At 60.6% G+C, this 17,379-nt stretch carries 23 protein-coding genes; 12 read left to right on the top strand and 11 right to left on the bottom strand.

What is annotated here, in order from left to right:
* Positions 1-127: 127 nt before the first annotated feature.
* The 7 genes from ACW5XD_RS17230 (at position 128) to ACW5XD_RS17200 (ending at position 5,253) form a co-directional block, all read left to right on the top strand.
* Positions 128-328, top strand: coding sequence for a hypothetical protein (locus tag ACW5XD_RS17230; RefSeq protein ID WP_456495910.1), 201 nt, complete (start codon positions 128-130; stop codon positions 326-328).
* Positions 329-384: 56 nt separating this feature from the next.
* Positions 385-621, top strand: a complete 237-nt coding sequence (locus tag ACW5XD_RS17225; protein WP_456495909.1) for a hypothetical protein — start codon at positions 385-387, stop codon at positions 619-621.
* 118 nt (positions 622-739) lie between these two features.
* The gene (locus ACW5XD_RS17220; protein WP_456495908.1) at positions 740-1,102 is read left to right on the top strand and encodes a VOC family protein; all 363 of its coding nucleotides are present in this window, start codon (positions 740-742) and stop codon (positions 1,100-1,102) included.
* Positions 1,103-1,472: 370 nt separating this feature from the next.
* Complete coding sequence (locus ACW5XD_RS17215; RefSeq protein WP_456495907.1) at positions 1,473-2,192, top strand: hypothetical protein; 720 nt, start codon at positions 1,473-1,475, stop codon at positions 2,190-2,192.
* Positions 2,193-2,475: 283 nt separating this feature from the next.
* Positions 2,476-2,772 carry a putative quinol monooxygenase gene (locus tag ACW5XD_RS17210; protein ID WP_043135238.1) on the top strand — a complete coding sequence of 99 codons (297 nt, stop codon included), beginning with the start codon at positions 2,476-2,478 and terminating at the stop codon, positions 2,770-2,772.
* A gap of 115 nt (positions 2,773-2,887) precedes the next feature.
* Positions 2,888-3,691 (top strand): 2,5-didehydrogluconate reductase DkgB, encoded by an 804-nt coding sequence (dkgB, locus tag ACW5XD_RS17205; RefSeq protein ID WP_456495906.1) that lies wholly within the window; start codon positions 2,888-2,890, stop codon positions 3,689-3,691.
* Positions 3,692-4,071: 380 nt separating this feature from the next.
* Entirely contained in the window at positions 4,072-5,253 is a 1,182-nt protein-coding gene (locus ACW5XD_RS17200) for an MFS transporter (protein ID WP_456495905.1), read from the top strand.
* A gap of 96 nt (positions 5,254-5,349) precedes the next feature.
* On the opposite strand, the gene ACW5XD_RS17195 is transcribed toward ACW5XD_RS17200, so the two are convergent.
* The 8 genes from ACW5XD_RS17195 to ACW5XD_RS17160 all read right to left on the bottom strand — a co-directional run bounded on the left by ACW5XD_RS17195 (position 5,350) and on the right by ACW5XD_RS17160 (position 11,802).
* The gene (locus ACW5XD_RS17195; RefSeq protein ID WP_456495904.1) at positions 5,350-5,958 is read right to left on the bottom strand and encodes an HvfX family Cu-binding RiPP maturation protein; all 609 of its coding nucleotides are present in this window, start codon (positions 5,956-5,958) and stop codon (positions 5,350-5,352) included.
* Complete coding sequence (locus ACW5XD_RS17190; protein WP_456495903.1) at positions 5,955-6,749, bottom strand: HvfC/BufC family peptide modification chaperone; 795 nt, start codon at positions 6,747-6,749, stop codon at positions 5,955-5,957. The genes ACW5XD_RS17195 and ACW5XD_RS17190 overlap by 4 nt, the downstream gene beginning before the upstream one ends.
* A complete protein-coding gene (locus ACW5XD_RS17185) occupies positions 6,742-7,599 on the bottom strand; it encodes a DUF692 domain-containing protein (RefSeq protein ID WP_456495902.1) in 858 nt (285 codons plus the stop codon). The genes ACW5XD_RS17190 and ACW5XD_RS17185 overlap by 8 nt, the downstream gene beginning before the upstream one ends.
* The gene (locus ACW5XD_RS17180; RefSeq protein WP_456495901.1) at positions 7,587-7,922 is read right to left on the bottom strand and encodes a hypothetical protein; all 336 of its coding nucleotides are present in this window, start codon (positions 7,920-7,922) and stop codon (positions 7,587-7,589) included. The genes ACW5XD_RS17185 and ACW5XD_RS17180 overlap by 13 nt, the downstream gene beginning before the upstream one ends.
* Complete coding sequence (locus tag ACW5XD_RS17175) at positions 7,915-8,874, bottom strand: MBL fold metallo-hydrolase (RefSeq protein WP_456495900.1); 960 nt, start codon at positions 8,872-8,874, stop codon at positions 7,915-7,917. Before ACW5XD_RS17175 ends, ACW5XD_RS17180 begins: the two co-directional genes overlap by 8 nt.
* A gap of 78 nt (positions 8,875-8,952) precedes the next feature.
* Positions 8,953-9,075, bottom strand: coding sequence for a cytochrome bd-I oxidase subunit CydX (gene cydX / locus ACW5XD_RS17170; protein ID WP_042865745.1), 123 nt, complete (start codon positions 9,073-9,075; stop codon positions 8,953-8,955).
* Between the two features lie 16 nt (positions 9,076-9,091).
* Entirely contained in the window at positions 9,092-10,231 is a 1,140-nt protein-coding gene (cydB, locus tag ACW5XD_RS17165) for a cytochrome d ubiquinol oxidase subunit II (RefSeq protein WP_456495899.1), read from the bottom strand.
* Positions 10,231-11,802 (bottom strand): cytochrome ubiquinol oxidase subunit I, encoded by a 1,572-nt coding sequence (locus tag ACW5XD_RS17160; RefSeq protein WP_456495898.1) that lies wholly within the window; start codon positions 11,800-11,802, stop codon positions 10,231-10,233. The genes cydB and ACW5XD_RS17160 overlap by 1 nt, the downstream gene beginning before the upstream one ends.
* A gap of 121 nt (positions 11,803-11,923) precedes the next feature.
* Here ACW5XD_RS17160 and ACW5XD_RS17155 point away from each other — a divergent pair, with 121 nt between their 5' ends.
* The gene (locus ACW5XD_RS17155) at positions 11,924-13,366 is read left to right on the top strand and encodes an aminotransferase-like domain-containing protein (RefSeq protein ID WP_456495897.1); all 1,443 of its coding nucleotides are present in this window, start codon (positions 11,924-11,926) and stop codon (positions 13,364-13,366) included.
* A gap of 49 nt (positions 13,367-13,415) precedes the next feature.
* On the opposite strand, the gene ACW5XD_RS17150 is transcribed toward ACW5XD_RS17155, so the two are convergent.
* Entirely contained in the window at positions 13,416-13,874 is a 459-nt protein-coding gene (locus tag ACW5XD_RS17150) for an N-acetyltransferase family protein (protein ID WP_456495896.1), read from the bottom strand.
* A 189-nt stretch (positions 13,875-14,063) separates the two neighbouring features.
* Entirely contained in the window at positions 14,064-14,714 is a 651-nt protein-coding gene (locus tag ACW5XD_RS17145) for a tellurite resistance TerB family protein (RefSeq protein WP_456495895.1), read from the bottom strand.
* A 143-nt stretch (positions 14,715-14,857) separates the two neighbouring features.
* Between ACW5XD_RS17145 and ACW5XD_RS17140 the strand changes: the two genes are divergently transcribed.
* From ACW5XD_RS17140 to ACW5XD_RS17125, 4 genes are all read left to right on the top strand, one after another.
* A complete protein-coding gene (locus tag ACW5XD_RS17140) occupies positions 14,858-15,175 on the top strand; it encodes a hypothetical protein (RefSeq protein WP_456495894.1) in 318 nt (105 codons plus the stop codon).
* Between the two features lie 20 nt (positions 15,176-15,195).
* The gene (locus ACW5XD_RS17135) at positions 15,196-15,666 is read left to right on the top strand and encodes an acyl-CoA thioesterase (RefSeq protein WP_043135262.1); all 471 of its coding nucleotides are present in this window, start codon (positions 15,196-15,198) and stop codon (positions 15,664-15,666) included.
* An 82-nt stretch (positions 15,667-15,748) separates the two neighbouring features.
* Positions 15,749-15,904: a pleiotropic regulatory protein RsmS gene (gene rsmS / locus ACW5XD_RS17130; protein ID WP_456495893.1), complete on the top strand. Its 156-nt coding sequence runs from the start codon at positions 15,749-15,751 to the stop codon at positions 15,902-15,904.
* Between the two features lie 40 nt (positions 15,905-15,944).
* On the top strand, positions 15,945-16,412 hold the full coding sequence (locus ACW5XD_RS17125) for a GyrI-like domain-containing protein (RefSeq protein WP_456495892.1): 468 nt from the start codon (positions 15,945-15,947) through the stop codon (positions 16,410-16,412).
* Between the two features lie 30 nt (positions 16,413-16,442).
* Here the strand turns inward: ACW5XD_RS17125 and ACW5XD_RS17120 are convergent, their stop codons facing one another.
* On the bottom strand, positions 16,443-17,285 hold the full coding sequence (locus ACW5XD_RS17120) for a LysR family transcriptional regulator (RefSeq protein WP_456495891.1): 843 nt from the start codon (positions 17,283-17,285) through the stop codon (positions 16,443-16,445).
* Positions 17,286-17,379: the final 94 nt, after the last annotated feature.

The following is a 17,379-nucleotide window of genomic DNA, read 5'->3' as shown; positions in this document are numbered from 1 at the left end:
TGTTGAAAGGCAGGGGTATCCATGATGGTAGACCTCAAGGAGATGGCCTACTTCAAGATTAGCCTTTCAACACGTAATTGGGACAGAGCCTATAAAAAACGGTTCTTGCCTACATGGAGCTCTGATTTTGCTGGATTTTGTCGTCACCTTTGCGCTAACCCTTTTCTTCGGTGGCCTGCTGATCATCTACCGGGTTTTGCGCCATCACAACAGAAGTTGGCACACCTACAGACGCAGCAAGGATCCTGTCCCACTCATTTTTTACATTCCCATCAGCACTGGGGGCGCCAACATTCTGAAACAGTTCATCATGGCAGCCCTGTTCTAAACCGTCGAAAACGGGTCGAGGCCCACGGTTTCAAACCACAAAGAGGAGTGCAACGAATGACCAGACAGTGTTGCCCGCGCTGCGGAATGGATACAGAGCACAGCGAGCGGATAAAACAGAAGCCCTCCCCTTATCCCAAGACCCGCCGCGGCCAGTTCAGGGAGTTTCTCAACGGATTTTTCTCCGGGGTCGGCGGTCATGGCATAGCCGCACTTGAGCTGCTCGACCGCTATGTGGTGTGCCAGCAGTGCGGACTGGAGCGACTGGAAAACCACGGCGAAGAGTTCAAATAGCCTTCCGTTTTGCCAGCGCCACAATTTCAGGGAAATGATTTGATGGGGTATCGTTAACCAGGCACTCTTTAATCAGCCTCTTCTTGACACAAGATGGACACGCAGGGAGCAAAACAGCATGAAAGCCCATGAAAAACTAAACTATGTGGAGTTTGCCGCCAGGGATCTCGCGGCCACCAAAGCCTTCTTTCAGGCCGCCTTTGACTGGCAGTTTGCCGATTATGGCCCCGATTATTGCGCCTTCGAGGGAGAAGGGCTGGATGGCGGCTTCTACCGCGCCGATCTGTGCAACCAGAGCGCGCAAGGCGGCGCACTCTTGGTGTTCTACAGCGCCGATATCGAGGCGACCCAGAGCAAGGTAGCCAGCGCCGGGGGCACCATAGTTCGCCCCCTGTTCGACTTCCCCGGTGGCCGTCGCTTCCACTTCGTCGAGCCCAGCGGCAATGAGTTCGCGGTCTGGTCGGAAACGACTATCGTCTAATAGAGATAGGGGGCATTAGCAATATGCCCCCTCAGATCCACAAACCAAACTTTACCCCCAGTGACCTATCTAAAAAGCCTATGATAAATCACATATTTTTTGATGTTACCACTATTAGTTTTGGTTAGAATGAAATACTATTCCCATCTAGGTTGCTCCTTTAAATGTGGCGACAGCGTTGTTTATTTAAATAAAAATAATAAATTAGATGATTGTTTATTAAAATGAATTCTGATGTTGTTGTTATAGAATGTTAAAGTGAAAAAAATATTTCACATGAAAAGTTGACATATATAGCCGCCCATGATTTTTATGGGAGTGCTTCCATTGTTTTTAAAGGTTTTATACATTAGATATGTTGAGGGTTATTATGGAAAATAGAAACATACTTGGATGGTCTTTTGGAGTTTTAACCTCAATCCTTGGTGCTGGGTGGGGTGTTTTCACTTATGTTGTGCCGGACCCTTCAGTATTAGGGATGGAAGCTATAAACTGGAAAAACATTCTCCTTTTTACATCTTTTTTAGTAGCGACGCTTTGGGTTTTTATTTATTTTTTCTTGCAGAAAGTTCCATCATTCCTTCGCCATTCGTCAATTATAATTCTATACTCCTTGACGGCTATTAGCTTTTTCTGGGTGGGAACTAAATATCAAGATCCATTATTTGGTAGTTCAGAGCAAGAGGCTATATACGCATATAATGATAGTACAACTATTCTTGGAAAAAGAATTGAAACTATTGAAAATGTTTCAATTCAATTAAAAGGGTGCCAAAAGGTCATGGGTAAGATAGTTTGTAGACTAGACCTCTTAAATAAAAATGCAGACCGAGACCTATCGTTATCTGGGGAAACTAGAGCATTTGATGATGCAAGCAATGAAATGGAGCTAGATTCATTAGCTATAGGTTCTTCCAATGTATCTACTTATAAAACATTTGTGCTGCCCAAAGGGGTTAAAACTACAGTGATAATAGCATTCAAACTCCCGAATGAATCATCCCAGAGATTAACATCTTTACGTGTGAAGTTTTCAGGCATGAATGGTATAAGAAAAGGAGTGAAATTTGATGGAGTACCACTAGTTTAGCCTAATTTAACAGTTATGGTGCTAGCATCTCTAGCACCATAACTAGAGATATACATCCAACTAAGCGAAAGTGTATGTAGTTACAGCTATCTTCAGACCACATGAACATTATGTTTTAATAAAATTATTTAACAACCATCCTTGGGTTCGCCACGACAAGTAAAAACGCCCCAAGATTTAATATCCATTGCTGCTCTCACCTCAATTCACTATTGCCATAATGGCCCTATTTCCCTCCCCTTGCGGCAGGCATACTGACCTTCGTTTTCGCAAGGAGGTTCAGATGTCATCACCCGTGATTGTGATTGCCCAACTTGAAGCCAAACCCGAATTTTCCGCCCAGTTTCGGGCCGCTCTTGAGCCGCTGATAGCGGCCACCCTGCAGGAGGCCGGCTGCCTGCGTTACCAGTTGCACCAGAGCCTGGACAACCCCCATGGCTGGATGCTGCACGAGGAGTGGGAAAGCGAAGCCGCGCTAAAAGCCCACCAGCAGCAAGCTCACTTCCTCGCGTTTGTCGCCAGGGCCGAGCCCTGGTTTGCCAGCAGCCATATTCGCAATTACCGCCGACTGCCGGCCTGAGTCTCCCGAGACTCGTTGACGATGGCGCTACCAACTTGCAACGCCGCCACGGCCTTTGCACCGAGCCAACCCCCTTGCTCTGGGCAAGGGCCAACCACCCCATTTGAGGAAATAGATGATGAAAATGCCCGCCATGGGTCTGGGCACCTTTCGCCTGAAAGGTGAGCCCCTGCTTGCAACCCTGAATACCGGCCTGGCGCTCGGCTATAGCCATATCGATACCGCCCAGATTTACGACAACGAAAGTGAAGTGGGCGAGGTGCTGGCCAGCACGGCTGTCCCCCGCTCGAATATCTACCTCACCACCAAGGTGTGGACCAGCGCGTTCGGCCCGGGCAAGCTGATCCCCAGCCTCAAGACCAGCTTGGCGAAACTGCGCACCGATTATCTGGATCTGGCGCTGATCCACTGGCCCTCCCCCAAGGATGAGGTGCCGATGGCGGTCTACCTGGAGCAGCTGGCCGAGGCCAGGGCACAAGGCCTGACCCGGGAGATCGGGGTCTCCAACTTTACGGTGGCCCAGCTCAAACAGGCCGTCGAGATCCTGGGGCCGGGCGCCATCGCCCACCAGCAGGTGGAGATCCACCCATTGCTGCAAAACCGCAAGGTGGTAGAGTTCTGCCGCGAGCAGGGCATCGCCATCACCGCCTACATGCCGCTCGCCTATGGCAAGGTGCTCACCGAGCCACTCTTGATCGAGATTGGCAAACGCCACGGCGTCTCGGCGGCCCAGGTGTCGCTGGCCTGGCTGCTGGCCCAGGGCATGACGGTGATCCCGAGCTCCACCAAGCGAGAGAACCAGGCCGCCAACCTGGCCGCCCTCAAGGTACAGCTCAGCCCCGACGAGATGGCCCAGATCGCCACCCTGGAGCGGGGCGAGCGCTGTGCCAATCCGGACTTCGCACCGGCCTGGGACTGATCCCCCTCATCCCCGGCCCTTCTCCCGCCAAGGGAGAAGGGCGAACAACAGTTCGGGACATCTCTTCGACCCCAAGCGGGAGGCACCATGCCTCCCGCTTTTTTTGTCTCCAATACCACACGCCACTGCCGCCTGTGCAGCTGGCATCTTCCCGCCACCTTCTGTTGTCCATTGTCTGGTTGCGCGCGCTTCGCACGCTATTTATTCTCGCTACTCTCTACTCCCCTGCATGGCCCATCTTGTCTCCCTCACTCCATGCCACGGTGCCATTGCTGCTAATTAAGCAAAAGTAATTTGATGTTGCCGTCATTTTTGCCAACAAAGCTCATCGGCATACTGGCCCCCTTCTCCCGTCGGGAGTCCCTATCCAAGGAGTCTGTATGCCACTGGCATTATTTGCCCTCACCCTGAGTGCCTTTGCAATCGGCACCACCGAATTCGTGATCGTGGGGCTCATTCCCACCATTGCAGAACAACTCAAGGTCTCGCTCCCCTCGGCGGGCCTGCTGGTCAGCCTCTATGCCATGGGGGTAGCCATAGGCGCGCCGCTGCTGACCGCGCTCACCGGCAAGTTGCCACGCAAGTGGCTGCTGGTGGGCTTGATGGCGCTCTTTACCGCTGGCAACCTGCTGGCCTGGCAGGCCCCCGGTTACGAGAGCCTGATCGTGGCCCGGGTGCTGACCGGCTTGGCCCACGGAGTCTTCTTCTCGGTGGGGTCGACCATAGCCACCGGCCTGGTGGCAAAAGAGAAGGCGGCGAGCGCCATCGCCATCATGTTCAGCGGCCTGACGGTGGCGCTGGTGACCGGCGTGCCGCTCGGCACCTGGATTGGCCAGCAATTTGGCTGGCGTGAAACCTTTCTGGTAGTGAGCCTGCTCGGGGTCATCGCCATGGTGGGCAGCCTGCTGCTGATCCCGAGCAACCTGCCCAAGGGGGCGGCCTCCAGCATCCGTGAACAACTGCTGGTGCTGACCAAGAAGCCGCTGCTGCTGGTCTACGCCAAGACAGCGCTCGGCTACGGCGGCGCCTTCACCGCCTTCACCTTTCTCGCCCCCATACTGCAACAGGTGAGCGGCTTCGGCGCCAACGCGGTCAGCCTGATCCTGCTGGTGTACGGGGTATCGGTGGCGTTCGGCAACATCTGGGGCGGCAAACTGGCAGACCGACTGGGCCCCCTGCCCGCCCTGAAACTGCTGTTCGGCGGTCTGGCTCTGGTGCTGCTGCTGCTCACCTTCACCGCCCCCCATCCGGTGCTGGCGGTACTGACCGTGCTGGTGTGGGGCGCCTTTGCCTTCGGCAACGTGCCGGGTCTGCAGGTGCTGGTGGTGCAGCAGGCCGAGCGCCATACCCCCAATGCGGTGGATGTCGCCTCCGGCCTCAACATCGCCGCCTTCAACGTCGGCATAGCACTGGGATCCGTGGTGGGTGGCTTAGTGGTGGAACACCTGGGCCTGATGCACACCCCCTGGATTGGCGCCCTTATCGTGCTGCTGGCCTATGGGCTGACCCACGTCAGCGAGCGGCGCGAAGCCAGACTGGCGCTGGCCTGCCCCCAGTATTGAGGGCACAGACCAGCCACCGGCCCCTTCTCTTCTCCCAATAAAAACGAGCGGCCCATGCCGCTCGTTTTTTTCACGCTCTGTTATTTTTGCTTGTCGTTATGCCGCCTGCGGGCGAACGGCCCCTCGGTTCACTGCTCGCGTGAGCCAGTAGTCGAGGCTGACATAGCGACCCCCGCCGTACACCAGCAGCACCAGCAACATCACGAAATAGGTGGCGGCAAACTCCATACCGTTGTTGAGCATCACGGGATCCCCGAGCTCGGTGATGTAGTTGTAGCGACCGGGGAAGTTGGCGGCCAGCCACTCGATAAAGCCGTTGAGGCGCAAGGTGGCCTCCATGCTGCCGGTGGCGATGGCGTCCCAACCGTGCTTCCAATGCACCATGGCGCTCGCCACGCTCATCAGGAAGATGGTGGGGATGGCCATGATGCGGGTAAAGAGGCCAAGGGCGATGCAGATGCAGCCCAGCACCTCGGTGCCCGCCGCCAGAAAGGCGAGCAGGATCGGGAACGGCAGGTTGAGCCCCCCTTCCGAGACCGGCGCACCAAACCAGGCGGCGGTGCCAGCAAAGCCCACCACCTTGGAGTGGGCTCCCACATAGATGACCGGAATGAGATAGAGGCGAATGGCCAGCAGGGCCAGAAAATCGAGCCGCTTGCACTGGGCCACCGCCCGCTCGTACCACTGGATCAGGGTATTGTTCATGGGAATTCTCCTTGGTGTTTGCTAAATGAGGGCAAGGGGGCGCCGGGCTGGCGCTCGCCAACGGGCAGCGTCAGCAGACCAAGCCGGTGAAAATGGCGCGCCCACTCGGTCAGATCAAAGTCTCTGCGAACCTGTTGAACCTGTTGCTGGAACGCCGCTCGGCTAATCCCCGGCTGCTGTTGCAACAGCTGGATCAGCGCCACATCCCATTCGCGCAACCGCTGGATCACCACCTGATGATCCGGGCTGCGAAACAGGCCATAGAAGTGGTTGCCCTGCCGGGTCGGCACCACGCCGCTGCGACGAATGGCAAAGGGGAGCTCAAGCAGTTGCAGGGTGGGATTGAGCGCAAACGAACTCTCCGCCGTCACCTCCTCCCCCGGCACAACTTGCGGCACCACCCTTTCGTCAATCTCGACACACAGGCAGGCCCACTCATACTCCAGCAGCGCCAGCCGCTGCTTTGGCCAGTTGAGGGAGCCCTCGCCGTGGCGATGCTGCACATAGCGGACAAACTCGGTGGCAATATGGTGAAACTCGGGGGCATCGGCGCCGTGGTGGGCGACAAAGCCCTCCACCAGCTGCCATCTGTCCACCGGCTCCCAGTGGCTGTAGATGAGCGGAAACGCGCTCTCCAGCACAGACTCCACATTGGCGCGCACGCTGCGGGCATACTGGCTGGCGATGCCATCCTGCGGCAACCGCACCCGGCTCGCCAGCCAGGCGGTCTGCTGCTGCATCCGCTGTGGGGCCGCTTTGGCCGCAGTGATCAGTGATAACCGCCTATCCATAACGCACCTCCCGCACCTGACTGTCGCTCGCCTCGCAACAGGCGCCGTGCACTCGCGCCAGCTCGGCCTCCAGCTCTGCCAGCGGTGGCAGATGGTGATCCCGCTCCAGCAGCAGGGGGCGCAGGCCGTGGGTCTGTACCGTATAACGGGCCAGCGCCACCACCTCTTCGCACACCGGTTTGCCGTGGGTATCCAGCAAGGTGCCGTCCGCCTCTTCCAGATGACCGGCGATATGGAAGTAGCGGATCGCACTGCCCGGCAATCCGGCGATCATCCGCTTGGGGCAGTAGCCATGATTGCGGCTGTTCACAAAAACGTTGTTGATATCGAGCAGCAGCTCGCAACCGCTGCGCGCCACCAGCTCGGCGAGAAAATCCTCCTCCGGCATCTCGTGCTCATAGCCGTGGTAGTAGGAGATATTCTCCAGCACCAGCGGGCGGGCCAGCGCCTCCTGTACCTGCTCGATCCGCGCGGCCAGATAAGGGATGTTCTCCCACTGGCGCGGCACAGGTAAGAGCTCGTAGAGATAGCCCTGCTCGTCGCGGGAAAAGCTCAGATGCTCGCTATAGATCTCGATGCCGAACTCATCAAGAAAGGTGCGGATCTGGCCAAGCAAAGTGCGATTGAGGGGCTGACAATCGCCGAGGGAGAGGCTGAGCCCATGGGCCACCAGCGGGTAACGCTCGGCCAGCTGATGCAGCTGCGCCCGCTTGGCGCCGCCGATGGCCATCCAGTTCTCCGGCGCCAGCTCGAGAAAGTCGATGCCGGGGCGTATGGGGCCGCTACAGAGCGCATCCAGATGCTCCTGACGCAGCCCTATCCCCCGACTGCGGGAGCTTATTGGCCGCATACCCCCTCCGTCATCTTGCTGCCCTTGCTGGCACTGGATGTGTCGCCATCGATCCCCTGCCCTGCCACGCCGCACTTGCCATCGCGGGCACGCACCAGCCGGCCTTGCGGATCGCTGTCTAAAGCCTGCTTTTCGAAGCGCTTCTCAGTGCCACACTTGCCCGCCGCGCACTTGCCGCCGTGCTGTTCGCCGGAGGCGGCTTTCACCGGCGCATCGCTCGGGGTCGCCGCCAGCGCCAGTCCCGGCGTCAGGACAATCAGGCTGGTCATGGCGATGGAGAGGGTGAGTTTGCCGGTGGTTTTGTTGCTGCTTGAGTTACTCATAAGCGGACTCCTTGACGGATGAAACGGGGTAGCTGGAGAGATCGCGGGCGGCCACAATCTGGCCGTGGAACTGCTGTTTGACGATGGCCATCGCCTCTTTCTTGTGATTGAGGCCCACCCCCATCCAGTGGTTCAGCACCAGCAGCTTGGGGTTCACCTCGGCGGCAATCTTGGCCACCACAGATGGCTTGGCATGAAGCGAGGCGGAGACAGGGTCGGCCGCTTCGTGGATGGCGAGCGGCATCACCAGAATGTCGGCCCCCTTGGCAAACGGCACAAAGGCCGGGTTGCTGCCGTTCTGATCCGCCGAGATGACGATGGTCCCCTCGGCACTCTCGATGCGATAGGCCAGACAGGGCACGTCACCGTGGGGGATGCCGAGCGCGGTGATGGTCAGCCCATCCTGCTGATAGACAGTGTGGGGCTTGGGTGTCTGGTAGGGCACATCGTGCAAGGTGATGGAGAAGAGGCCATCAGTGCCATCCTTGAAGCCGCTCAGGTAGGCATAAGCGCCCTTGTCCTTGTTGAAGAGGGCATCAAAGTAGCCGCTCATGCTGGGGAAGGCCGAGCCGGCTTGCGGCCCCGCCAGATCCAGCGGATCGCTGCGCTCGAAGAAATAGGCCCCCTTGAGCAGAGCGGGCAAGTCGGTCACATGGTCGGTGTGAAAGTGGGTGATGCCGATAAAATCGACCTCTTCGAGCTTGGCGCCCGCCTGGCCGAAGCGCAGGTAGACGCCGCCACCGGCATCGATCAGGATGCGGGATTTCCCCTTCCACCAGATCACCTCGCTCGAGGAGGCGCGCAGATCGTCGGAGATCGGGCCACCACTGCCGAGCACCTGCAGGGTGAAGGCTTTGTCCAGCGGGGTCAGTTGTACCGGTTCGGCATTCGCCTGGGCGGCGGCGAGCGCGCAGCCGATGGCCAGCGCCATCGCTTTCAATGTCTGTTTCATCACAATTACCTGTCGGTTGTATGACAAGAGAGGTTGGCCGGGGCTATGCACCTGGGTGCATCCCCCGGCCGACGGAGGTCATAGGTGGGGCGGATTGTCGTCCCGTTCATCGGCTTCCCAGCGCGCTTCCAGCCAGAGCAGGTTGCACAGGCCCAGCAGCAGGGCAAACCCGAGGCCCAAAATCCAGGTGAAGTACCACATAGCGGCTCCCTTGAGGTCAGTAGAGTTGATGGCTGTCGCGCTTGATGCGAGCGCGGTCGAGCTTGCCGCGCACCACCCGGTAGACCCAGCCGGTGTAGCCGAGGTTGATGGGCATCAGCACCAGCACGATCCCGAACATGATGGCCAGGGTCTTGTAGCTGGAGGTGCCATCCCACAGGGTCAGGCTGCTGCCGGCATCGAGGGATGAGGGCAGCACGAAGGGAAACAGGGCGATGGCCACCGAGCAGAGCATGGCGGCGCAGGCCAGGCCGCTTGCCAGCAGCGCCAGCCGGCCCTTCTCCAGCCAGGCCGCGATGCCGCTTGCCAGCGGCGCCAGTGCCCCGACAAGCGGCACCAGCCACAGCAACGGGTAGTCGAAGTAGTTGCCAAGCCAACCGCTTGCGTGGGGGATCACCCCCTTCATCAGCGGGCTGATGGCGGCATCGGGATCAAAGGGCTGGCCTGCCAGGCCGGTCAGCTGATAGCCGGGCAAGTCCAGCAGATGCCAACCGGCCAGCAGGTAGCAGAGGGTCACCAGGGGGGCCAGCAGGATGGCGAGGCCGCGAGCGCGCAGCGCAGGGGTCCCCTCCACCTTGGCTTGCAGGAAACTGGCGCCATGCAGCAACAGCAGGCTCACCCCGGTCGCTACCACGCTGGCGAACCAGCCCCAATGCCAGTCAAACGGGCCATAGTGCAGGCGCAGTGCGCTGTCGAAGCGAAACGGCAGCCCCTGCATCACCAGCGCGATGGCGGCGGCGAGCACCAGGGTCGGCACCAGGCCACCGGCCACCAGGGCTCTGTCCCACCAGCGGCGCCACACCGGGTCGGCCAGCTTGCTGCGATAGTCAAAGCCGACCGGACGCAGGAAGAGGCCGAACAGCAGGAACATGAAGGGCACATAGAGCGCCGAGAAGGCGGCGGCATAGACCAGCGGCCAGGCGGCGAACAGGGCGCCGGCGCCGGCGATGAGCCATACCTGGTTGCCCTCCCACACGGGCCCCACGCTGTTGATCACCAGTCGCCGGTCTTCATCATCCTTCGAGACCAGGGGCAGCAGCATGGCGATGCCGAGATCGAAGCCATCCATCACTATAAAACCGACCATCATGAAGAGCACCAGCCCCCACCAGATGAGTTTCAGGGTTGCGTAGTCCATCAGGCGATCCTCGCAAGTTCGGGTTGTTCACCGCGGTAGCGGCCGGTATGAAGAATGGCGGGCCCCTGGCGGATCACGTGGCGCAGCAGGAACAGCTCCACCACCAGCAGGCAGGAGTAGATGAGGCAGATGGCGATGAGGCTGAACCAGAGCTGGCCTGGCTGCAGCAAAGAGACCGAGGCCGACACCGGCAGCACGTCGCTGATGGTCCAGGGCTGACGACCAAACTCGGCCACGAACCAGCCCGCTTCGATGGCTATCCAGGGCAGCGGAATGCTCCACAGCAGCGCCTTCAGCAGCCGGGGTGACCCGAGCAGCCGATTGCGGCAGAGCTGGACGAAGCCGGCCACGAACAGCCCCAGCATCAGCATCCCCAGCCCGACCATGATGCGAAAACCCCAGAACAGCGGCGCCACCTGTGGCACCGAGTCCTCCACCGCCCTGGCTATCTCGGCCTCACCGGCCTTGGCGATGTCGCTGGCATAGGGAGTCAGCAGCAGCCCGTAGCCGAGATCCTGGCCGTGCCGATCGAACAGCGCGCGGTTTTCGGCCGAGTCGTTGCCCGCGCGGATCTGCTCAAGCGCCCCGGCCGCCACCATGCCGCTGCGGATGCGCACCTCGTGCTGCACCTTGAGATCCTTGATGCCGGTCACCGCCTCATCGAGAGATCGGGTAGCGATGATCCCCATCAGATACGGGATCTTGACCGCCGCATGGGTGGTCTCGGCACCCTGATCCGGGAAACCGAACAGGGTGAATGACGCAGGCGCAGGCTCCGTCTCCCACTCCGCCTCGATGGCGGCAAGCTTGACCTTCTGCACCTCGCCGGTGCGGTAGCCCGACTCGTCCCCCAGCACGATGACCGAGAGGATGGCGGCCAGCCCGAAGCCGGAGGCGATGGCGAAGGATCGCAGGGCGAAGCGCACCTCCATCCGGCGCAACAGATACCAGCTGCTGACCCCCATCACGAACAGGGAGGCGGCCACATAGCCCGCCGCCACCGTGTGCACGAACTTGACCTGGGCCACCGGGTTGAGCAGCACGGCGGCGATATCCACCAGCTCCATGCGCTGGGTCACCAGATTGAATTCGGCGCCGACCGGGTTCTGCATCCAGCCGTTGCCGATCAGGATCCAGAGTGCGGAGAGGTTGGAACCGAGCGCCACCAGCATGGTCACCAGCAAGTGTTGACCGCGGGAGAGCTTGTCCCAGCCGAAGAAGAAGAGCCCGACCAGGGTCGACTCGAGGAAGAAGGCCATCAGCCCCTCCACCGCCAGCGGGGTACCAAAGATGTCCCCCACATACTGGGAGTAGTAGGCCCAGTTGGTGCCGAACTGGAACTCCAGGGTAATGCCTGTGGTCACCCCCATGACGAAGTTGATGCCAAACAGCTTGCCCCAGAAACGGGTGATGTCCTGATAGATCACCTTGCCGGTCATCACATAGGCCGACTCTGCGATCACCAGGATCCAGGACAGCCCCAGCGTGAGGGGCACAAACAGGAAGTGGAACATGGCCGTGGCGCCAAATTGCAGGCGCGACAGGCTGACCACGTCATCCGGATTGATCATGCGTCACTCTCTTTTGTTGTATTTGTCTTGCACGTTTTGTGCGAGACAAGTACACCACGGAGCATGACACCTATAACAGATGCAGTTATAGTGAATTACACCTATAACAGTTGTGCATCCCATGTCCCTCTACCGCCAGCTGGCCGACCGCCTGCAACACCAGATAGATACCGGTATCTGGCAACCGGGGGAGCGCATCCCCTCCATTCGCCAGAGCTGCAAGACCCACGGGCTCAGCCCCATGACGGTGCTGCAGGCCTATCAGCTGCTGGAGAGTCAGGGGTGGATCCTCGCCCGCCCCCAGTCCGGCTACTACGTCAAGGCCGCCCCCTCCCGCCTGCCGCACTATGCGCCGCAACAGACCCATTACAGCGGCTCGGTGGACATCAACGATCTGGTGTTCGAGGTACTGCAGGCGAGCAAGTCGCGGGAATTGGTACCCCTTGGCATGTCGGTGGCCGATCCGACTCTGTTCCCCCATCCCCAGCTCGGGCGGGCACTGGCCAGCTGCATGCGCAAACTCGATCCCTTCAGCACGGTGGCGGACCTTCCCCCCGGCAACGAGGCGTTGCGCCGCGCCATCGCCCAGCGTTACGCCAGCGATGGGCTGGCGGTCGACCCGCAGGAGATCATCATCACCACGGGTGCCATGGAGGCGCTCTCCCTCAGCCTGCAGGTGCTGACCGAACCGGGGGATTGGGTTGTAGTGGAGACCCCCACCTTCTACGGCGCCCTGCAGGCCATCGAGCGGCTGAAACTCAAAGCGGTGGAGATCCCGGTGATCCCGGGGGTGGGTATCGATCTGGCGCTGCTGGCCGAGGCGCTGGCCCAGCGCCCCATCAAGGCGTGCTGGCTGATGGGCAATGTGCAGCACCCGCTCGGCCACACCATGCCCGATGAACACAAACGCGGGTTGATGCAGTTGCTCAACACCCACGGTGTCGCGCTGGTGGAGGACGACGTCTATGCCGAGGTCTATTTTGGCCGCGAGCGGCCCAGGCCCATCAAGTATTGGGATGCGTGCGGCGATAGCCTGCTCTGCAGCTCGTTTTCAAAGTGCCTGGCACCGGGCTTTCGGGTCGGCTGGGTGGTGGCGGGGCCCCATGCCGAACGCATCCAGCGGCTGCAACTGATGTCGACTCTCTCCACCAATGTGCCCAGTCAGCTGGCGCTGGCCCAGATGCTGCTCAACGGCGGCGTGGATGCCCACTTTCGTCGCCTGCGCCACACCCTGGCCCAGCGCCAGCAGCAGATGCGGGCGGCCCTGCTGCGTCTATTCCCCGATGGGGTACGCATCAGCGCCCCCGATGGCGGTCACTTCCTCTGGCTGGAGTTTGACGCCCGCCTCGACAGCCGATCACTGCACGCCCGGGCGCTCACCTGCGGCTTCTCGCTGGCACCGGGCGCCCTCTTCTCCAGCCAGGGGATGCACAACCACTGCCTGCGCCTCAACAGCTCCCATCCCTGGAGCCCACCGCTGGAGGCGGCGCTTGCCCGATTGGCGCAACTTGTCCACCAGCAGCTCGTGGCACGCCGGACAGACGAAAACAACCAGGCCCCGTGACGGGGCCTGGTTGATCGTAAAAAGGCGCAGGCCAGCCCTGCGACAGGGGCTATCTGGCATAAATTTCAGACTGCCGTTGAAAGCCAAGGGATTGGTAAAGCGACTTGGCTCTCTCATTGAAAGACATGACTTCCAACCGGATCTGACAAGCATCATGGGCCTTGGCCCAGCCGTCGCAATGGGCAATCAAGGCCTTGCCTATGCCTCGGGATCTGTGGTTTTCGTCAACCACCACGGAGCCGATACGGCAGATGGGGAGCTTGGAGAGAAAAGGGACGGCATCATTGATGTCTATTCTGGCGGTCAGAAACCCCACCACCTCGGCATCCAGCACGGCAACGCAAAACAGTCGCCCTTCGCTGCCGATGGCATTGAGCAGAAAATCCCTCTCCTGCGGTGATGGCGGACAAAACACCTCGGGGGCATGCTCAAAGTGGATCAAACCTATCTGCCGATTCAGCTCGAGAATCGCGTCGATATCCTGCTCGGTTGCCTTGCGTATCTCCAACCTGTGCTCCTTGCAAACATGATGACTAACCCTGCCCCCTTATAGCACCCAAATGAGCCAATGAGCAGACCCATCTCAATGACAACTGACAACGAAAAAATAGGCCGGTGTGAATCATCTCCAATGACCACCAGAAACAACAACGCCCCGTGACGGGGCGTTATCGACCATCCATGTGCCTGAAAGGGTTCAGCTCGGAGCACCCAGCTGGGCCACCTGCCGCTCGATACTTCCCTTGAGGTTGTTATCGAGTTTCAAGGCCCGAGCCAGTTCATCCAGATAGCCGCGCTCCATGAAGTGATCCACTTCAATGGCGAGCAGAGAGGCAAGGTAAACCTCGGTGGCCTGTTCCATGTCGGTCACTTCCCGTGCCAGCGCCTGCGGGTCGAGGGGACGAGCCAGCTCGGCCTCAATCCAGCGCGCTGCATCACTTTGACCCTGCTCGGTCAGGTAGTCCTGGATCTTCTGGCGCTCGGCGGCATCGATATGACCGTCGGCCCGGGCCGCTGCCACCATGGCCCGCACCAGCAAGGTGGCGCGGGCATCCAGTGCTTGCCCCTGCAAGGAATCCAACGGCTGGGCCGGCTGGATTGGCCCCCCCTGCTGGGCCTGCCAATCCTGATAAAGCTTGTAGGCCAGCCCACCGAGGGCTGCTGCCCCGCCAACTGCCGCCACCTTGCCGCCATATTTGCGTATCTTCTTGTTGCCAAGCAGCAAGGCCATGGCACCCGCCGCCAAGCCCCCCTGCGCCATGCCCTTCATCTGCGACTTGCGGCTGTCGCCGCCTTCGTTGAGCCAGCCCTTGCCGGCGCCCAACAACTGATCCAGCATCTGTTTCATCATGATTCCTCGCAATTGATCCCCCTTATGCTTGCGCCGGGGTCATGAACCAAAAGTGAATAAGCGCGCATTATCGCGCTGGGTCCTGTGCAACTTGTCGTCATTCGCGGTATACCTGACACAGGCTTAAGAGGAGCATCAGGATGCGCACCACATCCCCATTTCACCCGCTCGGACTGATCCCGTTGCTGCTGTGCGGCAACATCTGGGCAGCCAACGAGCTGGATCGTCCGACCCAGCAGGCCAAACTGGATGCCGCCTGCCAGCAGGCCCAGCAACAGCTGGTCGAACAGGGCAAGCAACAGCGGATCGACGCCTGCATCAAGGCGGGCGGCAAGGCCGCCAAATGCGAGCAGGAGTTCGCCGGCTTTGGCCAGCGTGAGGGCAACAAGCGGCCCGACCTCAACAACCTGCCCCCCTGCCAGCAGGCCGATGCCTATCGCAAGAGCTACCGCCAATGAACCCGAAACCAGGAGAGAGCATGACCCCACCCCGCGAGCTGACCCTGCAGTTCCTGGCCGAGCCCGCCGACGTCAACTTCGGCGGCAAGGTGCACGGTGGCATGGTGATGAAGTGGATCGATCAGGCGGGTTACGCCTGCGCCGCCGGCTGGTGCGGCGGCTATGCGGTCACCGTCTACGTGGGGGGGATCCGCTTCCTGCGCCCCATCCAGATCGGCCAGCTGGTGGAAGTGCACGCCCAGGTGATCCACACAGGCACCACCAGCATGCACCTGGCGGTCGATGTCTACAGCCGCCACCCGGCCAGCCGGGAGCGCCACAAGACCACCCATTGCATCATCATCTTCGTCGCCATGGACGAGACGGGCACACCGACCCCTGTGCCCCAGTGGCAACCTGTCTCGGCCGCCGATCGGCAGTTGCAGCAGTACGCCAAGAAGCTGATGGCCCTGCGTGAGGAGATAGACAAAGAGATGCGCCAGCACCTCTGAGCCGGATCGCCCGTGACACAGGGCCGATCCCTATCCGGGTGCGGCTCTGTATAATGGCGTTTTGCCCATTACGGAGTCTGTCATGTCACTGGAAACTGCCCCGCCCGAGGTCAAGCTCGCGGTGGATCTCATCGAGCTGCTGGAGACCAACCGGATCGATCCGGCCCTGGCCCTGGCGGCGCTGGCCATCGTATCCGAGGACTATCAACGCAAGCTGAAAGAAGGCAAGGATTGCTGAGTGCGGCAGCGCTGCCGCCCCACCCAACACAGGAGGTGCCATGACAGATCCCATCCGTTTCGAAACCGGCCGCCCCATGCTGTTTGGCGGCCTGCGCCGCCACCATGCCTTCGCACACGCCGACTTCGGTGGCCAATGGCGTGACTTCAGCGCCCTGGGCCCGCTGCCTGGCCAGCTGGGCGAGCATGCCTATGGCGTCATCTGCGGCGTGACTGCCACGCAATGTGAATATATGTGTGCGGTGGAAGTCGCCGCGCTGGAGGTGTTGCCCAAGACGCTGGGGCGGATGAGCATCGAACCTCAGACCTATGCCGTCTTCCTGCATCAGGGTCATGTCTCGACCATGCCACACACCTGGCAGCAGGCGCTGGACTGGTTGGCACAGTCCGCTTACCTGTCTGCCCACAAGCCCGACTTCGAACGCTATGGGGCGGCCTTTGACCCGCTCACCGGCAACGGCGAGGTCGAGCTCTGGCTCGCCGTGCTGCCGCGCCAGGCCATGGCCTGAGGCTGGTCACTCGACGGCGAGCCCAACCATTCAGGCATGCCCCATCACCTGATCGCACAGGCTGATGAGGGCCTGGCTCAGCCGGGTCAGCGGCTCGCCACGCTCCGCCCCCAGGTGCAACGCCAGCTCCACCGGCGCCACCGCCGGCCAGTGGCTCAGCTCCCGCTGATCTGGTTGCAGCAGCCGTCTTGGCAACAGACTGACCCCGATCCCCGCACTCACGGCCCCCTGCAAACTGGCGAGGCTGGCGCTGACATAGGCGATGCGCCAGTGCCACCCCTGTCCATCGAGCGCCTCGGTGATCTGCCGTCGATAGAGCCCCTCGCTCGGGAACACCACCAGCGGCAGAGGATCACGCTCACAGGCGGGCCAGTCGCGACTGTCGACCCAAACCAGCGGTTCACGCCAGCTGGCAAGCGGCGCCCCCTGCCCCCGCGCCTGCTTGATCAGCGCCAGATCCAGCTCGCCGGCCTCGAAGTGCTGCCAGATCTCGTGACTGAGGCCGCTGTGTACCTCCAGCCGCACCTGCGGATAGTCGCGAGCAAAGGCCGCCAGCACTGGGGCAATGGCGCCAGCGGCGAAGTCCTCCGGCACCCCTAGGCTCAGTTGCAGGCTCCCTTCGGTCACCTGCTCCTCGGCCTGCATCAGCAGCGCCAGAATGCGGCGAGCCAGCCCCAGCAGCTTCTCCCCCTCTGCCGTGGTCACTACCTGGCGGCCGGAACGGTCAAGCAGCGGGCAGCCGAGCTGCTGCTCGAGGCGTCGCATCTGCTGGCTGATGGTGGACTGGGTCAGGTGCACCCGCTCGCCGGCGCGGGTGAAGCTGCCGGTGTCGACGATGGCGACGAAGCTGCGTAGCAACAGGGGATCCAGCATGGGGCACTCCATTTACAAAACCACTGAATGCCATTCTATCATTTAATTTCCACATGACTGGCTCCCCCGCTAGGCTGGTCTGCTCCCCCCATTG

Source organism: Aeromonas enterica (genome assembly GCF_054052465.1).
Note: the sequence above shows the minus strand (reverse complement) of the source record. Positions and strands in the feature narration are given on the sequence as shown.